The organism is Agromyces sp. CF514 (assembly GCF_900113185.1).
GTDB lineage: Bacteria > Actinomycetota > Actinomycetes > Actinomycetales > Microbacteriaceae > Agromyces.
This window is the reverse complement of sequence record NZ_FOZD01000001.1, coordinates 2,763,046-2,786,066: the sequence shown is the minus strand read 5'-3', so window position 1 is coordinate 2,786,066 and position 23,021 is coordinate 2,763,046. Positions and strand designations below refer to the sequence as shown.

General features: G+C 71.8%; 26 protein-coding genes. 11 read left to right on the top strand and 15 right to left on the bottom strand.

Translation table 11 applies throughout. From position 1 onward, the window contains the following. Position 1 precedes the first annotated feature (1 nt). Together BM342_RS12490 and BM342_RS12485 are read right to left on the bottom strand one after the other, a co-directional pair. Positions 2-877, bottom strand: a complete 876-nt coding sequence (locus BM342_RS12490; protein WP_218154908.1) for an isocitrate lyase/PEP mutase family protein — start codon at positions 875-877, stop codon at positions 2-4. Further along, entirely contained in the window at positions 874-1,809 is a 936-nt protein-coding gene (locus BM342_RS12485; RefSeq protein WP_092966158.1) for a cytochrome P450 family protein, read from the bottom strand. The genes BM342_RS12490 and BM342_RS12485 overlap by 4 nt, the downstream gene beginning before the upstream one ends. 64 nt (positions 1,810-1,873) lie before the next feature. Between BM342_RS12485 and BM342_RS12480 the strand changes: the two genes are divergently transcribed. Next, the gene (locus tag BM342_RS12480; RefSeq protein WP_218154907.1) at positions 1,874-2,548 is read left to right on the top strand and encodes an ArsR/SmtB family transcription factor; all 675 of its coding nucleotides are present in this window, start codon (positions 1,874-1,876) and stop codon (positions 2,546-2,548) included. Positions 2,549-2,584: 36 nt separating this feature from the next. Here the strand turns inward: BM342_RS12480 and BM342_RS12475 are convergent, their stop codons facing one another. Beyond that, positions 2,585-3,232 carry a GTP pyrophosphokinase gene (locus BM342_RS12475; protein ID WP_092966869.1) on the bottom strand — a complete coding sequence of 216 codons (648 nt, stop codon included), beginning with the start codon at positions 3,230-3,232 and terminating at the stop codon, positions 2,585-2,587. A gap of 266 nt (positions 3,233-3,498) precedes the next feature. Between BM342_RS12475 and BM342_RS12470 the strand changes: the two genes are divergently transcribed. Further along, positions 3,499-4,362 carry an MBL fold metallo-hydrolase gene (locus BM342_RS12470; RefSeq protein ID WP_092966154.1) on the top strand — a complete coding sequence of 288 codons (864 nt, stop codon included), beginning with the start codon at positions 3,499-3,501 and terminating at the stop codon, positions 4,360-4,362. Positions 4,363-4,411: 49 nt separating this feature from the next. Here the strand turns inward: BM342_RS12470 and BM342_RS12465 are convergent, their stop codons facing one another. Then, complete coding sequence (locus BM342_RS12465; RefSeq protein WP_092966152.1) at positions 4,412-4,825, bottom strand: YchJ family protein; 414 nt, start codon at positions 4,823-4,825, stop codon at positions 4,412-4,414. A 153-nt stretch (positions 4,826-4,978) separates the two neighbouring features. Between BM342_RS12465 and BM342_RS12460 the strand changes: the two genes are divergently transcribed. After that, entirely contained in the window at positions 4,979-5,833 is an 855-nt protein-coding gene (locus BM342_RS12460; protein ID WP_255368722.1) for an aggregation-promoting factor C-terminal-like domain-containing protein, read from the top strand. A gap of 86 nt (positions 5,834-5,919) precedes the next feature. Here BM342_RS12460 and BM342_RS12455 read toward each other — a convergent pair whose 3' ends face one another. The 9 genes from BM342_RS12455 to idi are packed head-to-tail and all read right to left on the bottom strand — an operon-like array spanning position 5,920 to position 12,493. After that, positions 5,920-6,213 carry a GNAT family N-acetyltransferase gene (locus tag BM342_RS12455; RefSeq protein WP_092966150.1) on the bottom strand — a complete coding sequence of 98 codons (294 nt, stop codon included), beginning with the start codon at positions 6,211-6,213 and terminating at the stop codon, positions 5,920-5,922. 20 nt (positions 6,214-6,233) lie between these two features. Beyond that, complete coding sequence (locus BM342_RS12450) at positions 6,234-6,620, bottom strand: RNA-binding S4 domain-containing protein (protein WP_255368721.1); 387 nt, start codon at positions 6,618-6,620, stop codon at positions 6,234-6,236. A 9-nt stretch (positions 6,621-6,629) separates the two neighbouring features. Continuing rightward, on the bottom strand, positions 6,630-7,556 hold the full coding sequence (locus tag BM342_RS12445) for a prenyltransferase (protein WP_092966148.1): 927 nt from the start codon (positions 7,554-7,556) through the stop codon (positions 6,630-6,632). Then, positions 7,553-7,912 carry a lycopene cyclase domain-containing protein gene (locus BM342_RS12440; protein ID WP_092966146.1) on the bottom strand — a complete coding sequence of 120 codons (360 nt, stop codon included), beginning with the start codon at positions 7,910-7,912 and terminating at the stop codon, positions 7,553-7,555. The genes BM342_RS12445 and BM342_RS12440 overlap by 4 nt, the downstream gene beginning before the upstream one ends. Further along, a complete protein-coding gene (locus BM342_RS12435; protein WP_092966144.1) occupies positions 7,909-8,292 on the bottom strand; it encodes a lycopene cyclase domain-containing protein in 384 nt (127 codons plus the stop codon). Before BM342_RS12435 ends, BM342_RS12440 begins: the two co-directional genes overlap by 4 nt. After that, the gene (crtI, locus tag BM342_RS19925) at positions 8,289-9,926 is read right to left on the bottom strand and encodes a phytoene desaturase family protein (RefSeq protein WP_177232151.1); all 1,638 of its coding nucleotides are present in this window, start codon (positions 9,924-9,926) and stop codon (positions 8,289-8,291) included. Before crtI ends, BM342_RS12435 begins: the two co-directional genes overlap by 4 nt. Continuing rightward, a complete protein-coding gene (locus tag BM342_RS19920) occupies positions 9,923-10,915 on the bottom strand; it encodes a phytoene/squalene synthase family protein (protein ID WP_177232150.1) in 993 nt (330 codons plus the stop codon). The genes crtI and BM342_RS19920 overlap by 4 nt, the downstream gene beginning before the upstream one ends. Next, positions 10,912-11,958, bottom strand: a complete 1,047-nt coding sequence (locus BM342_RS12425; RefSeq protein ID WP_092966142.1) for a polyprenyl synthetase family protein — start codon at positions 11,956-11,958, stop codon at positions 10,912-10,914. Before BM342_RS12425 ends, BM342_RS19920 begins: the two co-directional genes overlap by 4 nt. Then, the gene (gene idi / locus BM342_RS12420) at positions 11,951-12,493 is read right to left on the bottom strand and encodes an isopentenyl-diphosphate Delta-isomerase (protein ID WP_177232149.1); all 543 of its coding nucleotides are present in this window, start codon (positions 12,491-12,493) and stop codon (positions 11,951-11,953) included. The genes BM342_RS12425 and idi overlap by 8 nt, the downstream gene beginning before the upstream one ends. Before the next feature lie 69 nt (positions 12,494-12,562). Between idi and BM342_RS12415 the strand changes: the two genes are divergently transcribed. Both BM342_RS12415 and BM342_RS12410 read left to right on the top strand, forming a co-directional pair. Further along, entirely contained in the window at positions 12,563-13,102 is a 540-nt protein-coding gene (locus BM342_RS12415) for a MarR family winged helix-turn-helix transcriptional regulator (RefSeq protein WP_143109856.1), read from the top strand. Between the two features lie 99 nt (positions 13,103-13,201). Then, positions 13,202-13,651 (top strand): NUDIX domain-containing protein, encoded by a 450-nt coding sequence (locus BM342_RS12410; RefSeq protein WP_092966138.1) that lies wholly within the window; start codon positions 13,202-13,204, stop codon positions 13,649-13,651. A gap of 16 nt (positions 13,652-13,667) precedes the next feature. On the opposite strand, the gene BM342_RS12405 is transcribed toward BM342_RS12410, so the two are convergent. Continuing rightward, entirely contained in the window at positions 13,668-14,501 is an 834-nt protein-coding gene (locus BM342_RS12405; RefSeq protein ID WP_092966137.1) for a DUF1295 domain-containing protein, read from the bottom strand. Positions 14,502-14,533: 32 nt separating this feature from the next. Here BM342_RS12405 and BM342_RS12400 point away from each other — a divergent pair, with 32 nt between their 5' ends. The 4 genes from BM342_RS12400 (at position 14,534) to BM342_RS12385 (ending at position 17,046) form a co-directional block, all read left to right on the top strand. After that, a complete protein-coding gene (locus BM342_RS12400; protein ID WP_092966135.1) occupies positions 14,534-15,157 on the top strand; it encodes a CDP-alcohol phosphatidyltransferase family protein in 624 nt (207 codons plus the stop codon). Positions 15,158-15,254: 97 nt separating this feature from the next. Next, on the top strand, positions 15,255-15,668 hold the full coding sequence (locus tag BM342_RS12395; RefSeq protein ID WP_255368781.1) for an FHA domain-containing protein: 414 nt from the start codon (positions 15,255-15,257) through the stop codon (positions 15,666-15,668). After that, positions 15,668-16,357, top strand: coding sequence for a transcriptional regulator FtsR (locus BM342_RS12390; protein WP_092966131.1), 690 nt, complete (start codon positions 15,668-15,670; stop codon positions 16,355-16,357). The genes BM342_RS12395 and BM342_RS12390 overlap by 1 nt, the downstream gene beginning before the upstream one ends. A gap of 134 nt (positions 16,358-16,491) precedes the next feature. After that, complete coding sequence (locus BM342_RS12385) at positions 16,492-17,046, top strand: MerR family transcriptional regulator (RefSeq protein WP_092966128.1); 555 nt, start codon at positions 16,492-16,494, stop codon at positions 17,044-17,046. Between the two features lie 204 nt (positions 17,047-17,250). Here BM342_RS12385 and BM342_RS12380 read toward each other — a convergent pair whose 3' ends face one another. After that, a complete protein-coding gene (locus BM342_RS12380) occupies positions 17,251-18,087 on the bottom strand; it encodes a ParA family protein (RefSeq protein WP_092966126.1) in 837 nt (278 codons plus the stop codon). Between the two features lie 76 nt (positions 18,088-18,163). Here BM342_RS12380 and BM342_RS12375 point away from each other — a divergent pair, with 76 nt between their 5' ends. Continuing rightward, positions 18,164-21,568, top strand: coding sequence for a pyruvate carboxylase (locus BM342_RS12375; RefSeq protein ID WP_092966124.1), 3,405 nt, complete (start codon positions 18,164-18,166; stop codon positions 21,566-21,568). A 225-nt stretch (positions 21,569-21,793) separates the two neighbouring features. After that, positions 21,794-23,014: a MinD/ParA family ATP-binding protein gene (locus BM342_RS12370; protein ID WP_369823140.1), complete on the top strand. Its 1,221-nt coding sequence runs from the start codon at positions 21,794-21,796 to the stop codon at positions 23,012-23,014. The last annotated feature ends 7 nt before the right edge of the window (positions 23,015-23,021 follow it).

Genomic DNA, 23,021 nt, shown 5'->3' with positions numbered 1-23,021 from the left:
GCTAGCCAAGTGGTATCGCGTCGCCGTGGTCGTGCGCAAGGGCGGAATTCGCGTCGGCCTGCTCGGACCCGTGCGCGGCGTCGACGTCGAGGTCCACGAGCGCCGCCGTCTCGGCGTACGACGGGATCGTTCCCGTCCTCGCGCCGGAGTCGAACATGCTGCCGAGCGCGTCCTCGATCGCGCCGAGGGCGGCGCGGAAGAGGGCCGAGCCCGTGCTCACGCGCGCCACCCCGGCCGCGGCCAGTCCGGCGAACGGCACTCCCGGCTGGGGCAGCACGTTGAGCGGCGCAACCACCTCGCCGGCGATCCGCGCGATCACCTCGATCGGCATCGTGCCGGGCACGAACACGCCGGAGGCTCCGGCGGCGACGTAGCGCTTCGCGCGAGCGATCGCCGACGACTCCCGGTCGGCCTCCGAGTCTCCTGCGCCGAGCCAGAACACGTCGGTGCGCGCGTTCACGTACAGCTCGGGCGCGGCCGCGACGACGGCTGCCACCTTCGCCGCCGCGAGTTCGGGATCGATCAGGGCGCCGGTCGCGTCGGCATCCTCGAGGTTCACGCCGAGCACGCCGAGCTCGCTGAGGCGCCGCACGAAGCGGGCGACCTCGTCTGGATCGTCGGAGAAGCCGGACTCGATGTCGACCGTAACGCCGATGCCCGCGGCGGTGAGCCGCTCGGCGAGGCGCATCGTCTCGGTCGCCGCCTCGCCCGCTCCGTCGTGCAGGCCGTTCGCGACCGCGACGCCGAGGCTCGTCGTGGCGATCGCGTCGTACCCGAGGGCGACGAGCCGGTAGGCGGATGCCACGTCCCACGCGTTCGGTAGCAGCAGCGGAGTGCCGGGCCGGTGCCGCGCGGCGAATTCGGCCGGCGTGATCACCTGGTGCTCCCGTCGGCGGTGTCGTCCGTGGCGGCGGAGCCGGCGGGAGCGGTCCGCAGCACCTCGACGACCGCCGAGGCGATCGCCAGGGCGTGCACCGGCGCCGGACAGGCGCGTGGGCCCGCGCCGAACGCGAGCGACTCGGTCGACGTTCGGATGGCATCGGCATCGGCATCGGCATCGGCATCGGCATCGGCATCGGCATCGTCGTCGGGGGTGGCGAGCGAGAGCACGACGAGCGTCCCGTCGGGGGCGACGCGCCTGGTGACCGGCACGGGCGGATCGCGGTGCAAGGCCCGGGCGAGCGCCTCCCGGGTGGTCAGCGAGGAGGTGTCGTCGAGCGCGCGCATCGCCGACCCGATGAGGGCCGCGGTCGCGAGATGCGCCTGCACGAGCAGTTGCGCGGTGAGTGCGCCGTCGGCGTCGACGGGCACCGCGGCGAGCAGGGAGCCCGCCGCGTCGTCGGTCGCCTGCGACGCGCTCCCCGTCGGGTAGTCCCGGGCGACGTCGGCCACGAGGTCAGGCATCGCCTCCGGATCCGCGAATCCGAGGTGACGGGCGAGACAGGCGACCGGCACGTTCCGGGCCACGAGCGCGATCACGTCATCCGTGCCGCCGCCCGTCGTGCCGCCGCCCGTCGTGCCGCCGCCCGTCGTGCCGCCGCCCGTCGCGCGGACGGCCCGGTCGAGCTCGCTCCGCGCCAGGCGGCCGGCCGTCTCCGCCAGCCCCGCCGGATCGAGCGCCGCGAGCCGGCGCTCCAGGATCGCCCGCCGCTCGGCATGCGCGCGGCCGTTCACGAACCTCGAGGCGGCGGCGCGGAACCGCTCCGCCGGGCGGTCCGACGCGGCATCCGCCTCGGGGACGAGATGATCGGGGGCGGCGAGGCGCCGTCGCACCTCTGCGGGTTCGGTGGTCGTGGTCGTGGTCGACATGCTTCGACGCTATGCCAGCGAAGGTTCGCCCGGCGGCGAAACGTGCCCGGCGTACGCTGGCCACGTGGACGGCGACGCGGATCTCTCGTACCCTGCCAGGCTCATGGGCGAACCGGCCAGGGCGGCGATGCTCGTCGCCCTGCTCGACGGCGGTTCGCGTCCGGCCGGCGAGCTCGCGGCCATCGCCGGGGTCGGGGCGCCGACCGCCAGCGCGCACCTCGCACAACTGGTCGAGGGCGGGCTGCTGGTCGATCGTCGCATCGGCAGGCACCGGTACTTCTCGCTCGCGGACGCCGACGTGGCCGACGCGGTCGAGGCGTTGCAGCGCATCTCGCCGCGCCAGCGGATCCGGTCGCTCCGCCAGTCGACGACCGCGCTGCGCCTGGCCGAGCTGCGCTCCTGCTACGACCACCTCGCCGGCCGGGTCGCGCTCGTCCTCGCGGACGCGCTCGTCGACGAGGGATCGGTCGCGCCGCTCGTGGCCGGGCGCGTGGGCGAGATGACCGGCGAGGGACCGGTCGCACGGCGACTCGGGCTCCGTGCCGCTGCGCCGACGGGGCGTCGACCGGCCGTGCGCGGCTGCCTCGACTGGACCGAGCGTCGTCCGCACGTCGCGGGCGCGATCGGCGCGCAGGTCCGCGAACGCTTCCTCGAACAGGGCTGGGCGACCGCGATGGCGCACGATCGCTCGCTCAAGCTGACCGATGCCGGACGAGACCTGCTCGCCGGGTTCGCCTGAACGCAGCGCCGGCCGAGAGGCCGAACGCCGTCGGTCTCACACCGCGACCGGTCGGCTCCCGGTCGATCGGTTCGAGCCGCCGCCGTGCAACTCGCGGTGCAGCCGCTCCATGCGGGCGTCGAGTTCGGAGGCCGTGCGCGCGGCATCCGTCAGGTCCTCGAGTAGCGCCGCCGGAACCTGCCGGTCGTACTTGTAGTAGATCTTGTGCTCGAGGCTCGCCCAGAAGTCCATCGCGATCGTGCGCACCTGCACCTCGACGGGCACGAGGTGCGTTCCCGTCGAGAGGAACACGGGCACCTCGACGATCAGGTGCAGGCTCTGGTAGCCGTTCGCCTTCGGAGAGGCGATGTAGTCCTTCTTCTTCAGCACCCGGATGTCGCCCTGCGCGGTGAGCAGTTCGGCGACCCGGTACACGTCGGAGACGAAGCTGCACGTCACGCGCACGCCGGCGATGTCGGTGATCGTCTCGCGGATCGAGTCGAACGTCGGGTCGACGCCCTTTCGGTCGAGCTTCTCGATGACGCTGTCGAGGCTCTTCAGTCGACTCGAGATGTGCTCGATCGGGTTGTACGCGTGGGTCTGGCCGAACTCCTCGCGGAGGATCGAGAGCTTGGTGATCACCTCGTCCATGCCGAACTTGTAGCGCTGCATGAACCGCTCGGTCTCGTCGCGGAGGCTGCGCATCTCTTCGAGGGTGCTGCCGTCGATGCCCTCGATCGCGCGCTGCGCGCGTTCGGTGAGGCCACGGGAGCCGGCGTCTCGGTCGGCGGTGGGTTCGATCGCAGTCACGTCGACCACGCTACGAGGCGAACCTCTGCATTCCCTTTGATCGTGTCCGAGCCGGCCGAGCCGGCCGAGCCGGCCGAGCCGGCCGAGCCGAGCCGAGCCGAGCCGAGCCGGGCCGCAGGTCGGACCCCTCCGGCTCGCGGCCGTCGCGTTACGCTCGATCCATGCCGACCTGGACCCTCGTCGCCGAAGGCGTGCATCAGCGCCGCGGAGGCCCGTTCGACCTCTCCGTGGTCGTCGTCGAGGGCGACGCCGGCGTCCTCGTCGTCGACGCGGGCGGCGACCCGGGCGAGGGCGCCGAGATCCTCGCCGACGTGCGTGCGCGATTCGACCGGCCGATCCTCGGGCTCGTCAACACCCACGCGCACTTCGATCACACGTTCGGCAACCAGGCGTTCCGCACGGCGGGGGCGGATGTCCCGGTCCATGGCCATGCGTCCATCGCCCGCCACTTCGAGCGCTACGAGGGGCCGAGGCTCGCCGCGTGGCGCGCCGACCCGTCGCGCGAGCCAGAACGCGCGTGGGCGGATGTCGCGCTCGTGGCGCCGACGCATCCGGTGCGATCCTCGACGGAGCTGGATCTCGGCGGGCGCACGGTGCTGCTGCTGCCGCAGCCGCCCGCGCACAGCGACACCGATCTCGTGCTGTTCGTGCCCGATGCGCGGGTCTGGATCCTCGGCGACCTCGTCGAGGAGTCGGGGCCGCCGATGTACGGGTCCGGCTGCTACCCGCTCGAATGGCCCGCAGTGCTCGACACGCTCGTCGCGGACATGCGCGAGGGCGATCTCGTGGTGCCCGGGCACGGCGCGGTCGTCGATCGCGCGTTCGTCGCCCGGCAGTCCCGCGATCTGCGGACGATCGCCGATCGACTGGTCGATGCGCACAGGCGCGGCGTGCCGGCCGAAGACGTGCTGGCGGCGGACGCCGACTGGCCGCTCCCGGTCGACGGGCTCTCCGGCGCCGTGGAGCGCGCGTTCCTCGCGCTCGACGGAGCCCCGCTCGAGACGGGCGGCGTCGACGACGCCTGAGCGTCCGGGTCGCGACGCGTGGATCCGCGCGAGGGCGCGAGCCGACTGATCAGTCGAGCGCGGCGACGTAGAACCACCGGCCCGCTTCGCGCACGAACGTGCTCACCTCGTGCTGCACGCCGCGCTCGCCGTCATGGCGGTAGGACGCCTCGAACTCGACGACGCCCGTGCGGTCGAGCGGCCCGCCGAGCTCGGTGCGCAGGATGTCGAGCCGGAACCATCGGAGCCCCGGATCGAGGTCGAGCCCGGTCGGCCTGGTCGACGTATGCCAGGTCGCGAGCAGGTGGGCCGGGAGGCCGATCGCGAACGCCGTGAACCGGGATCGCATGAGCTGCACCGCGGTCGGCGCAGGCCGGATTCCGCGGACGACCGGGCCGCAGCACTCACCGAAGACGAGCCCGCTCGTGCACGGGCACCGGCCGTCGTCGGCCGGGAACTCAGGGGATTCGGAGGTTTGCGCCATCCCCCCAGTATTCCGGGGGATGCGCGGGTGCGGTCATGCTCCGCACAGGCAGAAGTGAGGATCCGTACAGAAATCCTCGGCAGAGTTTGTGCCTTGTGCCCCGAGCTCGGCGGGCGCCCCCCATTTCCCCCGATCTCCGAGCACTCAGGATTCATGCGCACCACTACGAACTCGACCTCGATGTCAGAACGCTCGAATACCACCCCCGAACCCACCACCCGCCGCGGCAACCGGTCGCGCCGCATCGGCCGTCGTCGCCTCATCGCGGCCGGCACGATCGCCGCACTCGGCCTCGTCGTCGGCACCGGCTTCGCCGTGCAGGACGCCGTCAAGACGCAGGAGCGCATCGACGCGACCGCGCAGCTCACCGCGTCGACCGGCCTCAGCCGCGACGGCCTCGGCGTCTACAAGGGCATCGCCGCGGCGAAGGCCGCCGACCAGGCCGAGGACACCCTCACCCTCGCGAACGCGACGCTCGCCGCCGCCGACGGCAAGGTCGACGCCTCCGGCCTGCAGGCCTCGGTCGCCTCGCTCAGCGAGTACCAGATCATCCCCACGTCGGACGTGGTCGACCTCACGAAGCAGACCAAGGCCGAGGCGGCCAAGACCGTCGCCGCGACGAAGGCCTACGACGAGCAGCAGCGCGCCGCCGCAGAGAAGGCCGCAGCCGAGGCCGCGCAGGCCCTCGCGAACGCGAACACGCCCGACGGCGCCCGCGCGACCGCACGCTCGCTCGCCGCGTCGATGTACGGATGGGGCGACGACCAGTTCCAGTGCCTCGACAGCCTGTGGGCGAAGGAGTCCGGCTGGTCGTACACCGCCTACAACGGCTCGAGCGGCGCCACCGGCATCCCGCAGTCGCTGCCCGGCAGCAAGATGGCCACGGCCGGCGCCGACTGGGAGACCAACGCCGCGACCCAGATCAAGTGGGGCCTCGGCTACATCGCCGGGTCGTACGGCTCGCCGTGCAGCGCCTGGTCGCACTCGCAGTCGGTCAACTGGTACTGATCATCCGGTTCTGACCGTGCAGGGTCGCGGTGCGCAGACCGCACCGCGACCCGCAACCGCATCCTGCTCCGCTCGGTGCCCGGCCGTCAGGCCGTGCGCGGGCGGAGCAGTGCCGTCCGCTCGGGGTGCCGATCGAACCACTCGGCCACGTACCAGCAGCTCGGCACGACGTGCCGCGACGACGTCGACTCAACGTCGTCGACCGCGAAGGCGACGAGTTCGCCCGCGAGGCCGGATCCACGAAGGCGCGGATTCGTGAACGCTCGCGTCATCGCGATCGCGTCGCCCAGGAGCCGGTAGTCGAGCACGCTCGCGATCTCGTCGCCGAGGCGCAGCACGTAGCGGTCGGCATCGGGCTCGTGACTGAACTCCTTCTGCATCCGTTCAGGCTACGCCTCGTTCAGGCGTCGCGCCCGCGAAGCCGCTCGAGGTCGCGACGCTCGCGCTTCGTGGGGCGGCCGGCGCCGCGGTCGCGCACCGGCAGGATCGCGATCGTCTCGCGCGGCGGCGGCGGGGGAGTGCGGTCCTCGACCGCGGTGGCCGCGATCGTGGCCGACACGCGCTTCACGAGGGTCTGCCGCACCACGAGCTGACGGTCGAACCCGTCGACCCTGACGCGCACCTCGTCGCCCGGCCGCACCGACTGGGCCGCCTTGGCACGCTCGCCGTTCACGCGCACGTGTCCGGCGCGGCACGCGGCCGTGGCGGCCGAGCGGGTCTTGTACTGTCGCACCGCCCAGAGCCAGGCGTCGATGCGCACGGGGGCGTCGGAGATCGGCGTGGGCATGCGGCAAGCCTACGCGCGCACCGCCGCCCACCAGATGAGGAGCATCGTGACGAGGAACCCGACCGCGTAGTTGAGGGCGATGAACCGCCGCCAGCCGCGGTTCGCCTCGCCCGAGTGCTCGTCGTCGACCGAGCGGAACGGCCACACGACCACGAGGTACGGCAGCACGAGCAGGCCCGCCAGGGGGCCCGGCCATTCCGTCGCGAGCATGAGCAGTCCCGCGAGGGCCCAGAGCGCCAGCGCGAGGCGGACCGTCGCCCGCGCGCCGAACGCCGTCGCGATCGACGCGATGCCGGCCTCGCGGTCGGGCGCGACATCCTGCACCGCGCCGAATGCGTGGCTCGCCATGCCCCAGCAGAAGAACGCGGCGAGCAGTGCGGCCAGTTGGGGGGTGGCCGCCGCGCCGGCCACCGCGAGCCCGTAGAGCGCCGGGCTCACGAAGTGGAAGCTCGAGGTGATCGAGTCGAGCACCGGGCGCTCCTTGAAGCGGAGACCCGGCACCGAGTACGCGAAGACCGCGAACAGGCTGAGCGCGAGCACGACCCAGGACCACGGATGCCCCGTGCCGGCCGACCACAGCATGACGACGAGGCACGGGGCCGCCGTCACGATGCCCGCCCAGACGACCGTGCGGTGCAGCGAGGGGTCGAGCAGCGCACCCTCGGCGCCGCCCTTGCGCGGGTTGCGCAGGTCGGACTCGTAGTCGAACACGTCGTTCACGCCGTACATGAGCAGGTTGTAGGGCACGAGGAAGAACAGCGTGCCTGCGATGAACGTCGCATCGACGAGCCCGGTCGTGAGCAGGAACGCGGCCGCGAACGGGAACGCCGTGTTGATCCAGCTGACGGGGCGCGACGACAGGACGACCTGCGCGACGCGCGACCGAGCCGCCGACCCGGCGTTGCTCGCGGCCCCGGCCCCGGCCGCCGCGCTCACGACGACTCCTCGCCGACGCTCCGCGGTCCCTGTGCGCGCCGCGATGCGCGTCGACGCCCGGCGACGATGGTGAACACGGCGGGCACGAGCAGCACGGCTGCGAGCGGATACGCGAAGTCCTCGACGGGTGCGAGGCCGACCGTCGGCCCGAGCCGCGTGCCGTCTGCGTATCCGAAGAGTCCGGCGGAGATCATGATCGAGTCGAACACGGCCGTGAGCACCAGCAGCACCGCCGCGCCGATCGCCGTCGCCAGGATCCGACGCGAGCGGGCGGGCGCCGGCATCCGTCGCAGGGAGATGAGTGCCGTGATCGCCGCGACCAGCACGAACGGGATGCAGATGAGCAGGTAGGTCATGCGCGCACCTCCCGCTCGGGAGCGGTATCCCGGTCCGCCGCCTGCGCGGGGTCGTCGTCGTTCGAACGGACGGCGAGCATGCGTTCGGTTCCGAGCACGGCGACGAGCGCGAGGTAGCAGAGGAAGGCGAGGAACACGGGCTCCTCGACGGGCAGCTCGGGCGCGAGGAGCACTCCCGTCGCCCAGATCGACTCGCCGCGGAAGAACACGCCGAACCCGATGCCGACGAGGTCCCATACGAGCAGCAGCGCGGTCCCGGCGCCGACCGCGGCCGCAGCGCCGAGCGGATGCCGCCAGAACGCCAGGCGCCAGCGGAAGTCGACGAGCGCCATCGCGCCGATCGACGCCAGCAGGGCACCGAGGTACACGAAGCCGGTCACCGCACGGCCCCCGCCCGACCGGAGGCCCGGGCCGCGTGGGGCGGCGAGCCCGAGCCGGCCACCGGTCCCTCGGGTTCGGCCAGGGGTCCGCTCGTCCGATCGCCGCGGACGCGCTTGACCACGTTCTCGGCGCTGATGAGGCACATCGGCAATCCGACGCCGGGCACGCTCGACCCGCCCGCATAGAGGAGCCCGCGCACCCGCCGAGACCGGTTCGAGCCGCGCAGGAACGCGCTCTGCTTCAGCGTGTGGGCCGGTCCGAGCGCCCCGCCGCGCCATGAGTTGAGGTCTGCGGCGAAGTCGGCGGGTCCGACGGTGCGCCGCACGACGATGCGCGACGCGAGATCGGGTGCGCCGGAGGCATCCGCGATGCGTGCGATCGCCCGGTCGGCGGCCTCCTCGACGAGCCGGTCGCCGCGGCCGTGCTCGCCGCCGCGACCGATCGAGACGTCGGCGGGCACGGGCACCAGCACGAACAGGTTCGTGTCGCCCGGCGGTGCGACCGAGGCATCGGTCGCGCTCGGCATGCAGACGTAGAACGATGCGGGGTCGGGCACCGACGGGTCGGCGCCGAAGATGCGGCCGAAGTTCTCGCGCCAGTCCTCGGTGAAGAAGAGCGTGTGGTGCGCGAGCCCCGGCACGCGGCCACGCACGCCGAGCATCGCGAGCACGGCGCCCGGGCCCGAGGTGCGCCGGTCCCACCAGCGCTCGGGATAGGTCTGCGCGTGCGGCGGCAGCAGCTCGGTCTCGGTGTGATGCAGGTCGGCCGCCGAGACCACGCGGTGCGCGGGCACCCTGCGCACCGCGCCCGACGCCTCGCGGAACCGCACGCCCGTCACCGCGGGGTCGGCGTCGCCCGTGATCTCGATCTGCTCGACCCGCGCGTCGCAGACGATCTCCACGCCCGCGTCGGCGGCGATCGAGGCGATGGCCGCGATGAGCGCCGAGAACCCGCCCTGCGGGTAGAAGACGCCCTGCTCGAGGTCCATGTGGCTCATCAGGTGGTACATGGCAGGCGTCATCGACGGCGAGGAGCCGAGGAAGACGGCCGGGTAGCCGAGCACCTGCCGCAGGCGACGATCGTGCACGGCGCGAGCGGCGAACCGGTCGAGCGGCGTCGTCAGCAGTCCGGTGAGCCGCACTGAGCCGCGCAGCACCTCGGGGGAGAGGATGCCGCGCAGGCCGTCGAAGTTCGTGTAGAGGAACCTGCGCCGCGCGATGTCGTACGTCGAGGCGGCGGAGTCGAGGTAGCGCTCGAGCGCTGCGCCCGACCCGGGTTCGATCGACTCGAACAGCGCGACGTTCTCGGCCCGCGTCGCCCGGATGTCGATGGGGTCGTCGTACCCGTCGGCGTACACGCGGTACCCGGGGTCGAGCCGGGTCAGCGAGAGCACCCGATCGGCGCTCGTGCCGAACAGGCGGAAGAAGTGGTCGAACACCTCGGGCATCAGGTACCACGACGGCCCCGTGTCGAACCGGAACCCGTCGCGGCTCCAGGAGCCGGCACGGCCGCCGACCGTGGGGGAGGCCTCGAGCAGCGTCACCCGGTGCCCGTCGCGTGCGAGCAGCGCGGCGGTCGCGAGCCCGGCGATGCCGCCGCCGATGACGGCGATGCGTTCCGAGCCGTCGATCATCGCGTTCCTCCACCCTGGCCGGCCGCGGCGATCATCGAGCGGGCGACGATCGCGAGCTTCGCGGCATCCGGAACCCTGATGCGCGTGGACATGAGGCGATCGGCCGGCGTCGCACGGCAGCGCGCCGCGAGCCCGGCGAAGAGCCCATGGGCCGCGAGCACGGCACCGCGAGCACGGCGGGGCAGTTCGGGGATCGACCGGCCCGCGAGATCGAGGTCGTGGTCGATGTCGTCGAGGATGCGCGCCTTGTCGGACTCCGTGAACGCCTCGGGGTCGCACCAGGGGAAGTAGTTGCGACCGAGGGTGCGCCAGTCGGTCTCGAGGTCGCGCAGGAAGTTGATCTTCTGGAACGCCGCACCGAGGTGGGTCGCCCCGACCTCGAGGCGTTCGCGCCTGGCCGCGTCGGGCGCCGCAGCCGCTGCGGGACCCGAAGCCCCTGCAGGCGCCGAACCAGGCGCCGAACCCGGCGCAGACCCTGACCGCGAGGCCGCGGCCTCCTCGGCCAGGAACACCGCGAGGCACATGAGTCCCACGACCTCGGCCGACCCGTGGATGTAGGGGCCCACCTCGTCGGCCCGGATCGGACTGGGGTCGAGGTCTCGTCGCATCGACGCGAAGAACGGACGCGTGAGCGTCTCGTCGATGCCGGACGCCGCCGCGGTGTCCGCGAACGCATGCACGACGAGGTTCGTCGAGAACCCGCGTGCCATGGCCGTCTCGGTCTCGGCCTCGAGCTCGTCGAGCAGCGCGTGCAGCTCGGCCCTCGACAGGCCCGCGTCCTCCGCCGTGCCGTCGACGAGCTCATCGGCGACCCGCACGAGCGCGTAGATCGAGCGGATGCCTCGTCTCGTCGGGGCATCGAGCAGGCGGGCCGCCGCGCCGAACGAGGTCGAGTACCGGCTGATCACCTTGGCCGCGCTCGCCGCGGCCGCGTCGTCGTATCGCTCGAGCAGCGCGGATCGGGCCGGAGTACGGGTCGTGCGGCTCATCGGGCCCGCTCCACGGCGCGCCGGGCGATGGCGCCGAGTCCGGCGGTGAGCTCGGCCGGCAGGTCGGCGTTGTCGAGTTCGAAGCGAGCGAGCGTGACGTGCTCCTCGGCCAGGGCGAGCGAGGCGTCGAGCGCGCCGCATGCGCGAAGCGCCTCGCGGAGCTCGTCGGCCTCGGCGTCGTCGAGCGAGGGGTCGCCGAGTCCCGCGGCGATGCGCGGCCACTCCGCGGTCGTCGCAGCGTGCGCGATGAGCGCGGTGCGCTTGCCCTCGCGCAGGTCGGATGCCGCGGACTTGCCCGTGACGGCGGGATCGCCGAAGACGCCCAGCACGTCGTCGGTGATCTGGAAGGCGATGCCGATGAAGCGCCCGAAGCGCTCGAGTGCGGCGATCGACGCCTCGTCGGCGCCCGCGAGCACCGCGCCCGCCGCGAGCGGGCATTCGAAGGAGTACACGGCTGTCTTCTGCTCGAGGGTCGTGAGCACGCGCGGCATGCTCGTCGGTTCGGGGGCGCCGGCGTTCACGACGTCGGCGAGCTCGCCGGCGGCCGAGACGAACACGGCCCGGTCGAGGATGTCCAGCAGCCGCTCGCGTCGCCCCGGCTCGATCGGCAGCAGCGCGATCTCGCGATGGGCGAGGCTGAGCGCGAGATCGCCCGCGAGCACGGCCGCGGTCTCGCCCCACACGGCGCTCGTGCGTTCGTCGGTGCCGTTCCGCAGGGCGCGGGCGGCGAACCGCGCGGCGATGTTCGGGTCGCCACGGCGCACCGTGTCGCGGTCGATGACGTCGTCGTGGATGAGGAACGCCGTGTGCAGCAGCTCGAACGCGACCGCGACCCGGGTGACGAGCCCCGTGTCGGTGCCGCCGAGCCCGTCGTAGGCGAGGCGCACGAGCTGCGGGCGGATGCGCTTGCCTCCGGAGCTCTGCCGAGCGAGCGAGTTCCACAGCGCGGCGTAGTGGGGGTCGAGATCGCCGGCCCGGCGACGGGCGTCGGCGAACAGCGCGCCGAGCTCGTGCTCGACGCCGGTGTCGACGACGTCAGTCACGGTAGAGCTCCAGCAGGCCGACCTGCAGGGTGAGCCACGGGCTGAAGGCCCACGGCGCTGCGGCGATCGCCCGTCGGAGGTCGTCCGGGCGCACCCACCGGTACTCGGCGACCTCGCGAGGGTTGGGATCCGGCTCGCCGTCGACAGTCGCGAGGTACACCGGGCAGATCTCGTTCTCGACCGTGCCGTCGGCGTCGACCGCCCGGTAGCGGAACGTCGGCAGCGCGAGGTCGAGGGCGATCGGCTCGAGCCCGAGTTCGAAGTCCGCGCGGCGGCGCACGGCCGCGGTGAGCGGCTCCGACGGCCGGGGGTGCCCGCAGAACGAGTTCGTCCACACGCCGGGCCAGGCCTGCTTGCCGAGTGCGCGACGCGTGACGAGCACCTCGCCGTCGGCGTTGAGCACATGGCACGAGAAGGCGAGGTGCAGGGCGGTGTCGGGGCCGTGCGCCGCCGTCTTCGGGGCGGTGCCGATCGGCGTGCCGTGGTCGTCGAGCAGGACGACGTGGTCGTCGATCAGTTCGATCGCGGTGGTCATCGGGCCTCCCGGGGGTCGCGGGCCAACAATCACTAACTTGGTTAGTGAAACTGACGTTACCATTGCAGGGTGCCTGACGGAACAATCGAAAGTTCGACTCACGAGCGCTACTGGTACGGCGACGGCGACGACCGCACCGTGGCGCTCCTCGAGGCCGTGCGCCGGCACCGTGCCGCCGAGGTCGAGATGCGCCGGCGCCTGCGTGTCGACATGGACATGGGCGACACGGATGCCGCGGCCCTCCGCTGGATCGTCGCCGAGGAGCGCGCCGACCGCCGCGCGACGAGCGCCGGCCTCGCCCGGGAGCTCGGCGTCACGACCGCCGCCACCGTGAAGATCGTCGCGAGGCTCATCGCGAGCGGCGACCTGGTGCGGGAGCCGCACCCCACCGATCGCCGCGTCCTGCTGCTGCGTGCCCTGCCCCAGGCGCACGCACGACTGCGCCGCACGCTCGGCCGGATGCACGAGCGCATGCGCGGCGTCGCCGAGTCCTTCGACCCCCGCGAGCAGCTCGTGCTCATCCGATTCCTCGACGACCTCGCCGCAGCCATCGCGCCGCCGGTCGAGCCCGACGCCGAGCACGATCCCGCGCCTGACGTCGCGTCCTGAGCACCGTGGCGCCCCGGCGTCGTGCGGCGCACCGGCATCGCGCGCCACCCGGCGTCACGGAATGGCCGGCCCGGGGCATCCGTGGGCCATGCTTGGAGCATGAGCGGAGCGAGCGGGGACGGCTGGGTCGAGGGGCCCGACGGGGCGAGGTACTGGGGGCGCTTCGGCGCGGCAGGACTGCTGGTCGTGAGCCCCGATCGCGAGGTCCTGCTGCAGCATCGCGCCGAGTGGAGCCACTTCGGCGGAACGTGGGGCATGCCGGGCGGTGCGCGCCACGAGCACGAGAGCGCCCGCGAGGCCGCGTTCCGCGAGGCCGGCGAAGAGGCCGGCGTGCCGGCCGACGCCCTCGCGGTGCGCTTCTCGAGCGTGCTCGACCTCGGCTACTGGTCGTACACGACCGTCGTCGCCGACGCCGGACGCCGCTTCGAACCCGTCATCGGCGACCCGGAGTCCATCACCGTCGCGTGGACCCCCATCGACGAGGTCGACGCGCTGCCGCTGCATCCGCGGTTCGCGGAGGCCTGGCCGGGCCTGCGCGCACGGCTCTGAGCGAGGGTCGTTCGGGCTATCCCTCGGCCGAGACCGACGCGCCCGCGCGCACCGCCTTCGGGAACCAGGGCACGATCGGCGACACCCGCGCCCGGTAGGCGTCGTAGTCGGGGTGACGACCACGCGAGATCGACTCGGTGAAGACCGTCGACCCGACGAACAGCACCGTCAGGAGCACCGCGCCGGCGATCGTCCAGTGCAGCCAGACCCCGGTCGCCGCGATCGCGAAGCCGTAGAACACCCACCACTGCGCCTGTTCGAAGAAGAAGTTCGGATGCCGCGACACGCCGAACAGGCCGGTCTGCAGGAAGCCCGGGGTCGGCGTGCGCCCGGCCGCCCGCTCGGCGGCCTTCCACTGGTGGAACCGCCACTGCTGCTCGTCGGCGACGGTCTCCCCGACGAGGAAGGCGACGAACACGACGGCGAGCACCGCATCCCATGCGCCGAGCGGCATGCTCGCCTCGTCGGCGACCGTGAGCGCCGGCAGCGTGATGAGCAGGATCAGCGCGTTCTGGTAGATCGAGATGAAGAACAGGTTGAACGCCTCGAAGCCGAGCCGCGGCATCCGCTCGCGCAGGATCGCCCACCGGTAGTCCTCGCCGCCCGAGCGATAGCCGCCCTTTCGAGCGAAGTTGAACGTCAGGCGTGCACCCCACAGGGTCACCAGGACCGCCATGAGCACGAGGCGTGCGTCGAACCCGGTCGATGCCGCGAACACCCACGCGTACGCGATGGGCGCGATCGACCAGATCCGATCGACCCACGAGTGCTCGTTCGTCAGGAGCGAGAGGATCCAGGTCGCGGCGGTGATGGCGGCGCAGAGCGCCAGACACACGGCGAAGGCAGTCATGGCTGGATTCTAGGGGTCGATAGGATCGGCCTGTGGCTGGGCGGAGCGCGGGGGCGGTCGGAACGCAGGTGTGGACGATTCCGAACGTCCTCAGCATGCTCCGACTCGTGCTGGTGCCCTTCTTCCTCTGGGCCGTCGTCGCCGGCGACTACGTGACGGCGCTCGTGGTGCTCGTCGCGGCGAGCCTGACCGACCTGCTCGACGGGTACCTCGCGAGGCGCCTGAACCAGGTCACCCGCCTCGGGCAACTGCTCGACCCCGCGGCCGACCGGCTCTACATCTTCGCCGCGCTCGTCGGCCTCGCCGCGAACTCGCTCGTGCCGTGGTGGATCGTGATCGTCATCGTCGCGCGCGACGTGTTCCTGCTCATCCTCGGAGTCGTGCTCGCGAATCACGGCTACGGCCCGCTGCCCGTGCACCAGCTCGGCAAGGTCGCCACCTTCGCGCTCTTCTTCGGGCTGCCGGTCATCATGCTCGGGCTCGCCTTCCCGGCCGTCGAACCGGTGAGCGCTCCCGTCGGCTGGGCCATCACGATCTGGGGCGCGTTCCTCTACTGGTGGGCCGGCGTCATCTACGCGATCGAGACGGCGCGGGTCATCCGCATTCCACGGGTAGCGGATGGGTCTCGATCCGATACGCTTGAAGAGGGAGGCTAGCGTGGCGGATACCGATTTTTCAGAGGCTGGCGGCGTCGAGGGCGACCGCAGCACGTCGAGCGGCGAGTTCGGCGACAGCAACACGGCCGGAACGACGATCGGCTTCAGCCGTGAGGCCGCTGCGCAGCTGTCGATCGTCGATTCCGACATCACGGCCGAAGAGCAGGAGGCGATCGCGGCACTGCCGTCCGGTTCCGCACTGCTCGTGGTCCGTCGCGGGCCGAACAGCGGGGCCCGGTTCCTGCTCGACACCGACGTCACGACGGTCGGCCGTCACCCCGATGCCGACATCTTCCTCGACGACGTCACGGTCTCCCGTCGGCACGCCGAGTTCCTCCGCCACCGCACGGCGTTCGAGGTGAAGGACCTCTCGTCGCTGAACGGCACCTACTTCGACGGCGTCCGCATCGAGACCGCGCTCCTGAGCGACGGCGCCGAGGTGCAGATCGGCAAGTTCCGGCTCACCTTCTACGCCTCGCGACGCGACCTGGCTCCGCTGGCGAGCAGCTAGTGTCGGGCCACGCCGCCTCCACGCACGCGAGCGGCTCGGCCCCCCTGCTCGGCATCGGTCAGGTTCTCGCACGCCTGCAGCCCGAGTTCCCCGACCTGACGCCGTCGAAGCTGCGCTTCCTCGAAGAGCAGCGACTCGTCTCCCCGGCGCGCACCGCGGCCGGGTACCGCAAGTTCTCCTCCGGCGATGTCGACCGCATCACGCTCGTGCTGTCGATGCAGCGCGACCACTACCTGCCGCTCAAGGTGATCCGCGCCCACCTCGACTCCATCGACGCCGGCGAGACGCCCGCCCTGCCGGGGGCGACCGACGCGAGCGGCTTCCTCGGCGCGAGGCGGTACTCGCGCGATGAGCTCGTCGCGACCGCCAAGGCTCCGCGATCCCTCCTCGACGACGCGGTCTCCGCGTCGCTCATCACGGCCTCCGATTCGTACGACGCCGAAGACCTCGGCGTGCTCGAGTCCCTCGTCGCGCTGCGCGAGGTCGGCATCGAACCGCGGCACCTGCGGGCGTTCCGGGCCGCGGCCGAGCGCGACGCCGCCCTCATCGAGCGTGCACTCGCGCCGTCGAGGCGAACGGATGCCGCGGGCAAGGCGCGTGTCTCCGAGCATGCCGCCGAGCTCGCCGCCCGACTCGAGGTCGTGCGCGCCGAGGTCGTGCGGGCCGCCCTGGCGAGGCTCGCACGCTGACCCTGCGCTGGGCGTCGCCTGTGCACGATCGCGACACGCCGAGACGTTCGGCCGGATGTGTTTGGTCGCACCGGCTCCGCTCGATAGCGTGGACGATGCCCGTCAGGGTGACGAGCCGAGAGTGAGGGGATCGCATGAGTGAGCTCGACCGGAGCGCGCGCGATCGATACGACCTCGGTCTGCTGTTCACCGACGGCATGCCCGCGCACGAAGACGGCACCGGGTACCGCGGTGCGGTCGCCGCGGGGGCAGCGGGCATCAGCTACCGCCAGCTCGACTACTGGGCGCGCACGCAGCTCGTCGAACCCACCGTTCGCGGCGCCGCCGGCTCCGGGTCGCAGCGCCTCTACGGCTTCCGCGACATCCTGGTGCTCAAGCTCGTCAAGCGGCTGCTCGACACGGGCATCTCGCTTCAGCAGATCCGCACGGCGGTGACGCAGTTGCGCGAATCGGGCGTCGAGGACCTCGCGCAGACCACGCTCATGAGCGACGGCGCGAGCGTGTACCTGTGCACGTCCGACGACGAGGTCATCGACCTCGTCAACCGCGGTCAGGGCGTCTTCGGCATCGCGGTCGGCAAGGTGCTCCGCGAGGTCGAGAACTCCCTCGTCGAGCTCGACACGCAGCCGGTCGATGCCATGGACGAGCTCGCCGCCCGTCGCGGCGCGAAGTCCCGCCGCATCTCCTGACGCCGCCGCCCGCATCGACGGGATCTTCTGCCCGTCTTCTGCACGCGGCATCCGTTTGCTGCATCGATCGGTTCTGCATCGGTCGCTCGAGGTGACGGGCTTCGAGGCTCGCGCCGCGGCTTCGCCGATGCGAACCCGCTCGGCGCGAACTGGCCCTGCGCGAGCTAACACCGCGCGACCGGGTTCAGCGAACCCGGGCCCGGATCAGAGCGTCGGCGACTCGAGCTCGTACGGTGCGGCGCCGGCGAAGTCGCCGATGCGAGCCGTGCGCAGCACCCGCTCGAGCAGCTGGTCGAAGTTCGCCGACATCTCTTCGGCGGACTCGCCCGGCCACATGTGCAGCGGCTTGGCCGCACCCTGAGCCTGCTGCAGCGACGTGCGCTCGGGCAGCTGCGGGGAGAGCACGAGCGGCCCGAACATGTCGCGCAGCTCCTTGATGCGGAACTGGTGTTCGAGGGACTGCACGCGGGCGCGGTTCACGATGATGCCGAGCGGCTGGAGCCTGGGGGAGAGGCCTCGCCGGATCTCCTCGATCGCGCGCAGGGCGCGGTCGGCGGCGGCGACCGAGAACAGGCCGGGCTCGGTGACGACGGCGACGCGGTCGCTCGCGGCCCACGCGGTGCGCGTGAGCGCGTTCAGCGAGGGCGCGCAGTCGATGAGCACGAGCTCGTAGTCGGACTCGACGTTCGCGAGGGCCTCTTCGAGCTTCCAGATGTCGCGGATCGACGGATGCGGGCCGTCGAAGTTGATGGCCGACGGGCTGCCGATCATGACGTCGATCGTGGACTGCGGGTTGGAGCGCGCCCAGCCGCTGGGAGCGATCGCCGAACGGACGATCTTCTCCTTCGGGGAGGCGAGCACGTCGGCCACGTTGAGGTGGCCTGCGACCTGGATGTCCATGCCCGTGGACACGTCGGATTGAGGATCGAGGTCGACGACGAGGGTCCGGACGCCGCGGGCGAACGCCGCCGACGCCAGTCCGAGGGTGACGGTCGTCTTGCCGACACCGCCCTTGAGGGAACTGACGCTGAGTACGTGCACGAACAGATACGCTACCTCTATTGCTTGGGCGAAACCTAAACGTTCGCTGTGCGGAAACCCCCACCGAAAGGCCTGCATGTTCTCGAAGATTCTGGTAGCCAACCGCGGAGAGATCGCCATTCGGGCGTTCCGTGCCGCCGTCGAACTCGGTGCGAAGACGGTGGCGGTGTATCCCTTCGAGGACCGCAACTCGCTGCATCGGCTGAAGGCCGACGAGGCGTACCAGATCGGCGAGCCGGGGCATCCGGTGCGCGCCTACCTCGATGTCTCGGAGATCATCCGCGTGGCCCGCGAGTGCGGCGCAGACGCGATCTACCCGGGATACGGGTTCCTGTCCGAGAACCCCGAGCTGGCGCAGGCCGCCGCCGAGGCGGGCATCACCTTCATCGGGCCGCCCAAGCAGGTGCTCGAGATGGCGGGCAACAAGGTCACCGCGAAGGAGCATGCGATCGCCGCGGGCGTGCCCGTGCTGAAGTCCACCCCGCCCTCGCGCGACATCGAGGCGCTCATCGCGCAGTCCGACGAGGTCGGCTTCCCCATCTTCGCGAAGGCCGTCGCGGGCGGCGGCGGTCGCGGCATGCGCCGCGTCAACACGAAGGACGACCTGCGCGCCGCGCTCGAAGAGGCCATGCGCGAGGCCGACAGCGCCTTCGGCGACTCGACGATGTTCCTCGAGCAGGCCGTGCTGCGCCCCCGTCACATCGAGGTCCAGGTGCTGGCGGATGCCTCCGGCGAGACCGTGCACCTCTTCGAGCGCGACTGCTCGGTGCAGCGTCGTCACCAGAAGGTCATCGAGATCGCGCCGGCGCCGAACCTCTCCGACGACGTGCGGGAGTCGCTCTACCGCGATGCGATCGCGTTCGCCCGGTCGATCGGCTACGTCAACGCGGGCACGGTCGAGTTCCTGCTCGACACGGCGGGCGATCGCGCGGGCCAGCACGTGTTCATCGAGATGAACCCGCGCATCCAGGTCGAGCACACCGTGACCGAGGAGGTCACCGACGTCGACCTCGTGCAGTCCCAGATCCGCATCGCCGCCGGTGAGACGCTCGCCGAGCTCGGACTCGAGCAGGGCGACATCCGCCTCCGCGGTGCGGCGCTGCAGTCCCGCATCACGACCGAGGACCCCACCGCGGGGTTCCGGCCCGACACGGGCCGGATCACGACCTACCGCTCGCCCGGCGGGGCGGGCATCCGCCTCGACGGCGGAACCGTGAACCCCGGCGCCCAGATCAGCCCCCACTTCGACTCGATGCTCGCGAAGCTCACGTGCCGCGGCCGCGACTACCCGGCCGCCGTCGCACGCGCCCGTCGCGCCCTCGCCGAGTTCCGCATCCGCGGCGTCTCGACGAACATCCCGTTCCTGCAGGCCGTGCTCGACGACCCGGCATTCATCGCGGGCGACCTCAGCACGTCGTTCATCGACGAGCGTCCGCAGCTGCTGCGCGGTCGCGTCTCGAAGGATCGCGGCACCAAGATCCTCAACTGGCTCGCCGACGTCACGGTGAACCAGCCGAACGGCGCCGCGCCCACGACGGTCAGCCCCGCCGAGAAGCTGCCGGCGATCGACCTCGCGGCGCCGGCGCCGGCGGGTTCGCGGCAGCGACTGCTCGAGCTCGGCCCGGTCGGCTTCGCCGCCGAGCTCCGCGCGCAGACCCCGCTCGCCGTGACCGACACGACCTTCCGCGACGCCCACCAGTCGCTGCTCGCCACTCGCGTGCGCACGAAGGACCTCGTCGCCGTCGCGCCGTACGTCGCGCGCATGACCCCGGAGCTGCTCTCGGTCGAGGCGTGGGGCGGCGCGACCTACGACGTCGCACTCCGCTTCCTCGGCGAAGACCCCTGGGAGCGGCTCGCGGCCCTGCGCGAAGCCCTGCCGAACGTGAACATCCAGATGCTGCTCCGCGGCCGCAACACGGTCGGTTACACGCCGTACCCCACCGAGGTCACCGACGCGTTCGTGCGCGAGGCCGCCGCGACCGGCGTGGACATCTTCCGCATCTTCGACGCCCTGAACGACGTCGACCAGATGCTCCCGGCGATCCAGTCGGTGCTCGCGACCGGCACCGCGGTCGCCGAGGTGGCCATGTGCTACACGGGAGACCTGCTCGATCCCGCAGAGGACCTCTACACGCTCGACTACTACCTGGGCCTGGCCGACGAGATCGTCGCTGCCGGCGCGCACATCCTCGCGATCAAGGACATGGCGGGGCTCCTGCGACCCGCGGCCGCCGAGAAGCTCGTGGCCGCGCTGCGCGAGCGCTTCGACCTGCCCGTGCACCTGCACACCCACGACACGGCGGGCGGCCAGCTCGCGACGCTCCTCGCCGCGAGCCGTGCGGGCGTCGACGCGGTCGACGTCGCGAGCGCTCCGATGGCGGGCACCACGAGCCAGCCGTCGGCCTCTTCGCTCGTCGCCGCGCTCGCCCACACCGAGCGCGACACCGGCATCTCGCTGCAGGCCGTCTCCGACCTCGAGCCCTACTGGGAGGCGGTGCGCCGCGTCTACAAGCCGTTCGAGTCGGGTCTGCCGGGCCCCACGGGTCGCGTCTACCACCACGAGATCCCCGGCGGACAGCTCTCGAACCTCCGTCAGCAGGCGATCGCGCTGGGCCTCGCCGACGACTTCGAGCTCATCGAGGACATGTACGCGGCAGCCGACGCCATCCTCGGCCGCGTGCCGAAGGTGACGCCGTCGTCGAAGGTCGTCGGCGACCTTGCCCTGCACCTCGCGGCGGTCCGCGCCGACCCGGCCGACTTCGCCGCGAACCCCGAGAAGTACGACGTCCCCGATTCCGTCATCGGCTTCATGGCCGGCGAGCTCGGCGACCTCCCCGGCGGGTGGCCCGAGCCGTTCCGCACCAAGGTGCTCGCGGGCCGCGACGTGCGCATCGGCGTCACCGAGCTCACCGACGAGCAGGTCCAGGCGCTCGGCGCCGACAGCGTCACGCGTCGCTCGATGCTGAACAACCTGCTCTTCCCGGCGCCGACGCGTCAGTTCGAGCAGATCCGCGAGCTCTTCGGCGACCTGTCGGCCGTCGACACGCTCGACTACCTCTACGGGCTGCGTCAGGGCTCGGAGCACGTGGTCGAGATCGACCGCGGCGTTCGCCTCTACGCGGGCCTCGAGGCCATCGGCGAGGCCGACGACAAGGGCATGCGCACCGTCATGACCATCCTGAACGGCCAGCTCCGGCCCGTCTTCGTGCGCGATCGCGGCATCGAGGTCGACACGCGCGCGGCCGAGAAGGCCGACGCATCGCAGCCCGGGCACATCGCCGCGCCGTTCTCGGGCGTCGTCACGCTGCAGGTCGAACCCGGCGCCGAAATCGCCGTCGGACAGAGCATCGCGTCGATCGAGGCCATGAAGATGGAGGCCGCCATCACGTCGCCCGTCGCGGGCGTCGTCGAGCGCGTCGCCATCCCGAAGACCCAGCAGGTCGAGGCCGGTGACCTGCTCGCGGTGGTCCGACCGCTGTAGGCTGAGCGTGAGCTCACGGTAACGTGAGCTCACGTTCGCACTGAGGAGGGGTTATCGGTGGCTGACAACAGGGGAGAAGATGTCGCGGGGTCGAGGCGTGAGGGTGGTCGCACGACGGCGATGGATCGATCGGTCCTCGACGCATCGGGCGGCGCACACGCTGCATCGGCCGTTCCCGACAGCCTGAACATCAGGGTCGACCTTCCGCCGTCGCCGCGCCCGATCATGCCCGACGACGAAGTCGCCGTGGCGATCGACGATGTCGCCGTCGACCCCGGCGGACTCGTCGCCGGTCCGACGACGACCTCGGTCGAGGTGATCACGCCCCCTCTCGCCGGCGCTGCCGCCCGATCCGGAGCCCACGCCGACCCGTCGCCCTACGGCGCACTGCTCGCCGCCGACGCCTCTCGACTGCGTCGCGAGCGGGTCAGCACCGACACCGGCAGCCATGTCGCCATCGTCGACGTGCCGACGGATGCCGCGACTCCTGCCGAGGTGCCCGAGACGTCGGAGTCCCTCACCGCCGACCGCCTCATCGACCTCAACCGCACGACGAGACCGGCGCCGCACGGCGGCTTCAACCGCTTCGTCTACGAGGCGTCGCTGCACCTCGTCAACCTCGGCGACTCCGCCAAGGCGCGCGCCTACAAGGAACTGAGCGCCCGCATCCAGCGCCGGTTCGACGGCGGAGCCCGGTTCGTGCCGGTGCTCACGCGCAAGGGCGGCGTCGGCAAGACGACCATCACGACGCTGCTCGGCATGGCCCTGGCCGACGCTCGCGACGACCGCGTCATCGCGATCGACGCGAACCCCGACCGTGGCACGCTCGCCGAGCGGGTCGACCGCCAGACACGCGAGACCGTGCGCGACGTCGTCACCCGGGCGTCGTCCATCGGCGGCTACACCGACTTCTCGGCCTTCGTGTCCCGTGACGAGACCCGTCTGGACATCCTCGCGTCCGACACCGACCCGACGCTCTCCGAGGCGTTCAACGATGACGACTACAACGTCGTCGCCGGGCTCGCAGCGCGCTACTACTCGCTCGTGCTCACCGACTGCGGCACCGGCATCGTCCACTCCGTCATGCGCGCCACCCTGCAGCGAGCCGATTCGATCGTGATCGTCTCCGGGGGCAGTGTCGACGAGGCCAGACTCGCCTCCGAGACGCTCACCTGGCTCGAGGCGAACGGCTTCGGCGAACTCGTGCGCAACGCCATCGTCGCGATCAACCTCGCGACGCAGGGAACGCACCTGGTCAAGGTCGACGAGATCGAGGCGCACTTCCAGTCGCGGGTCCGCGAGATCGTGCGCATCCCGTACGACCCCCAACTGGCCGCCGGATCCGTGGTGCACTGGGACGAGCTGCGTCCCGTCACGCGTCACGCCGCACGCGAGCTCGCCGCGCTCGTCGTGGAGGGGCTGCCCGTAGACCGCGGCGGCCATTGAAACGGAG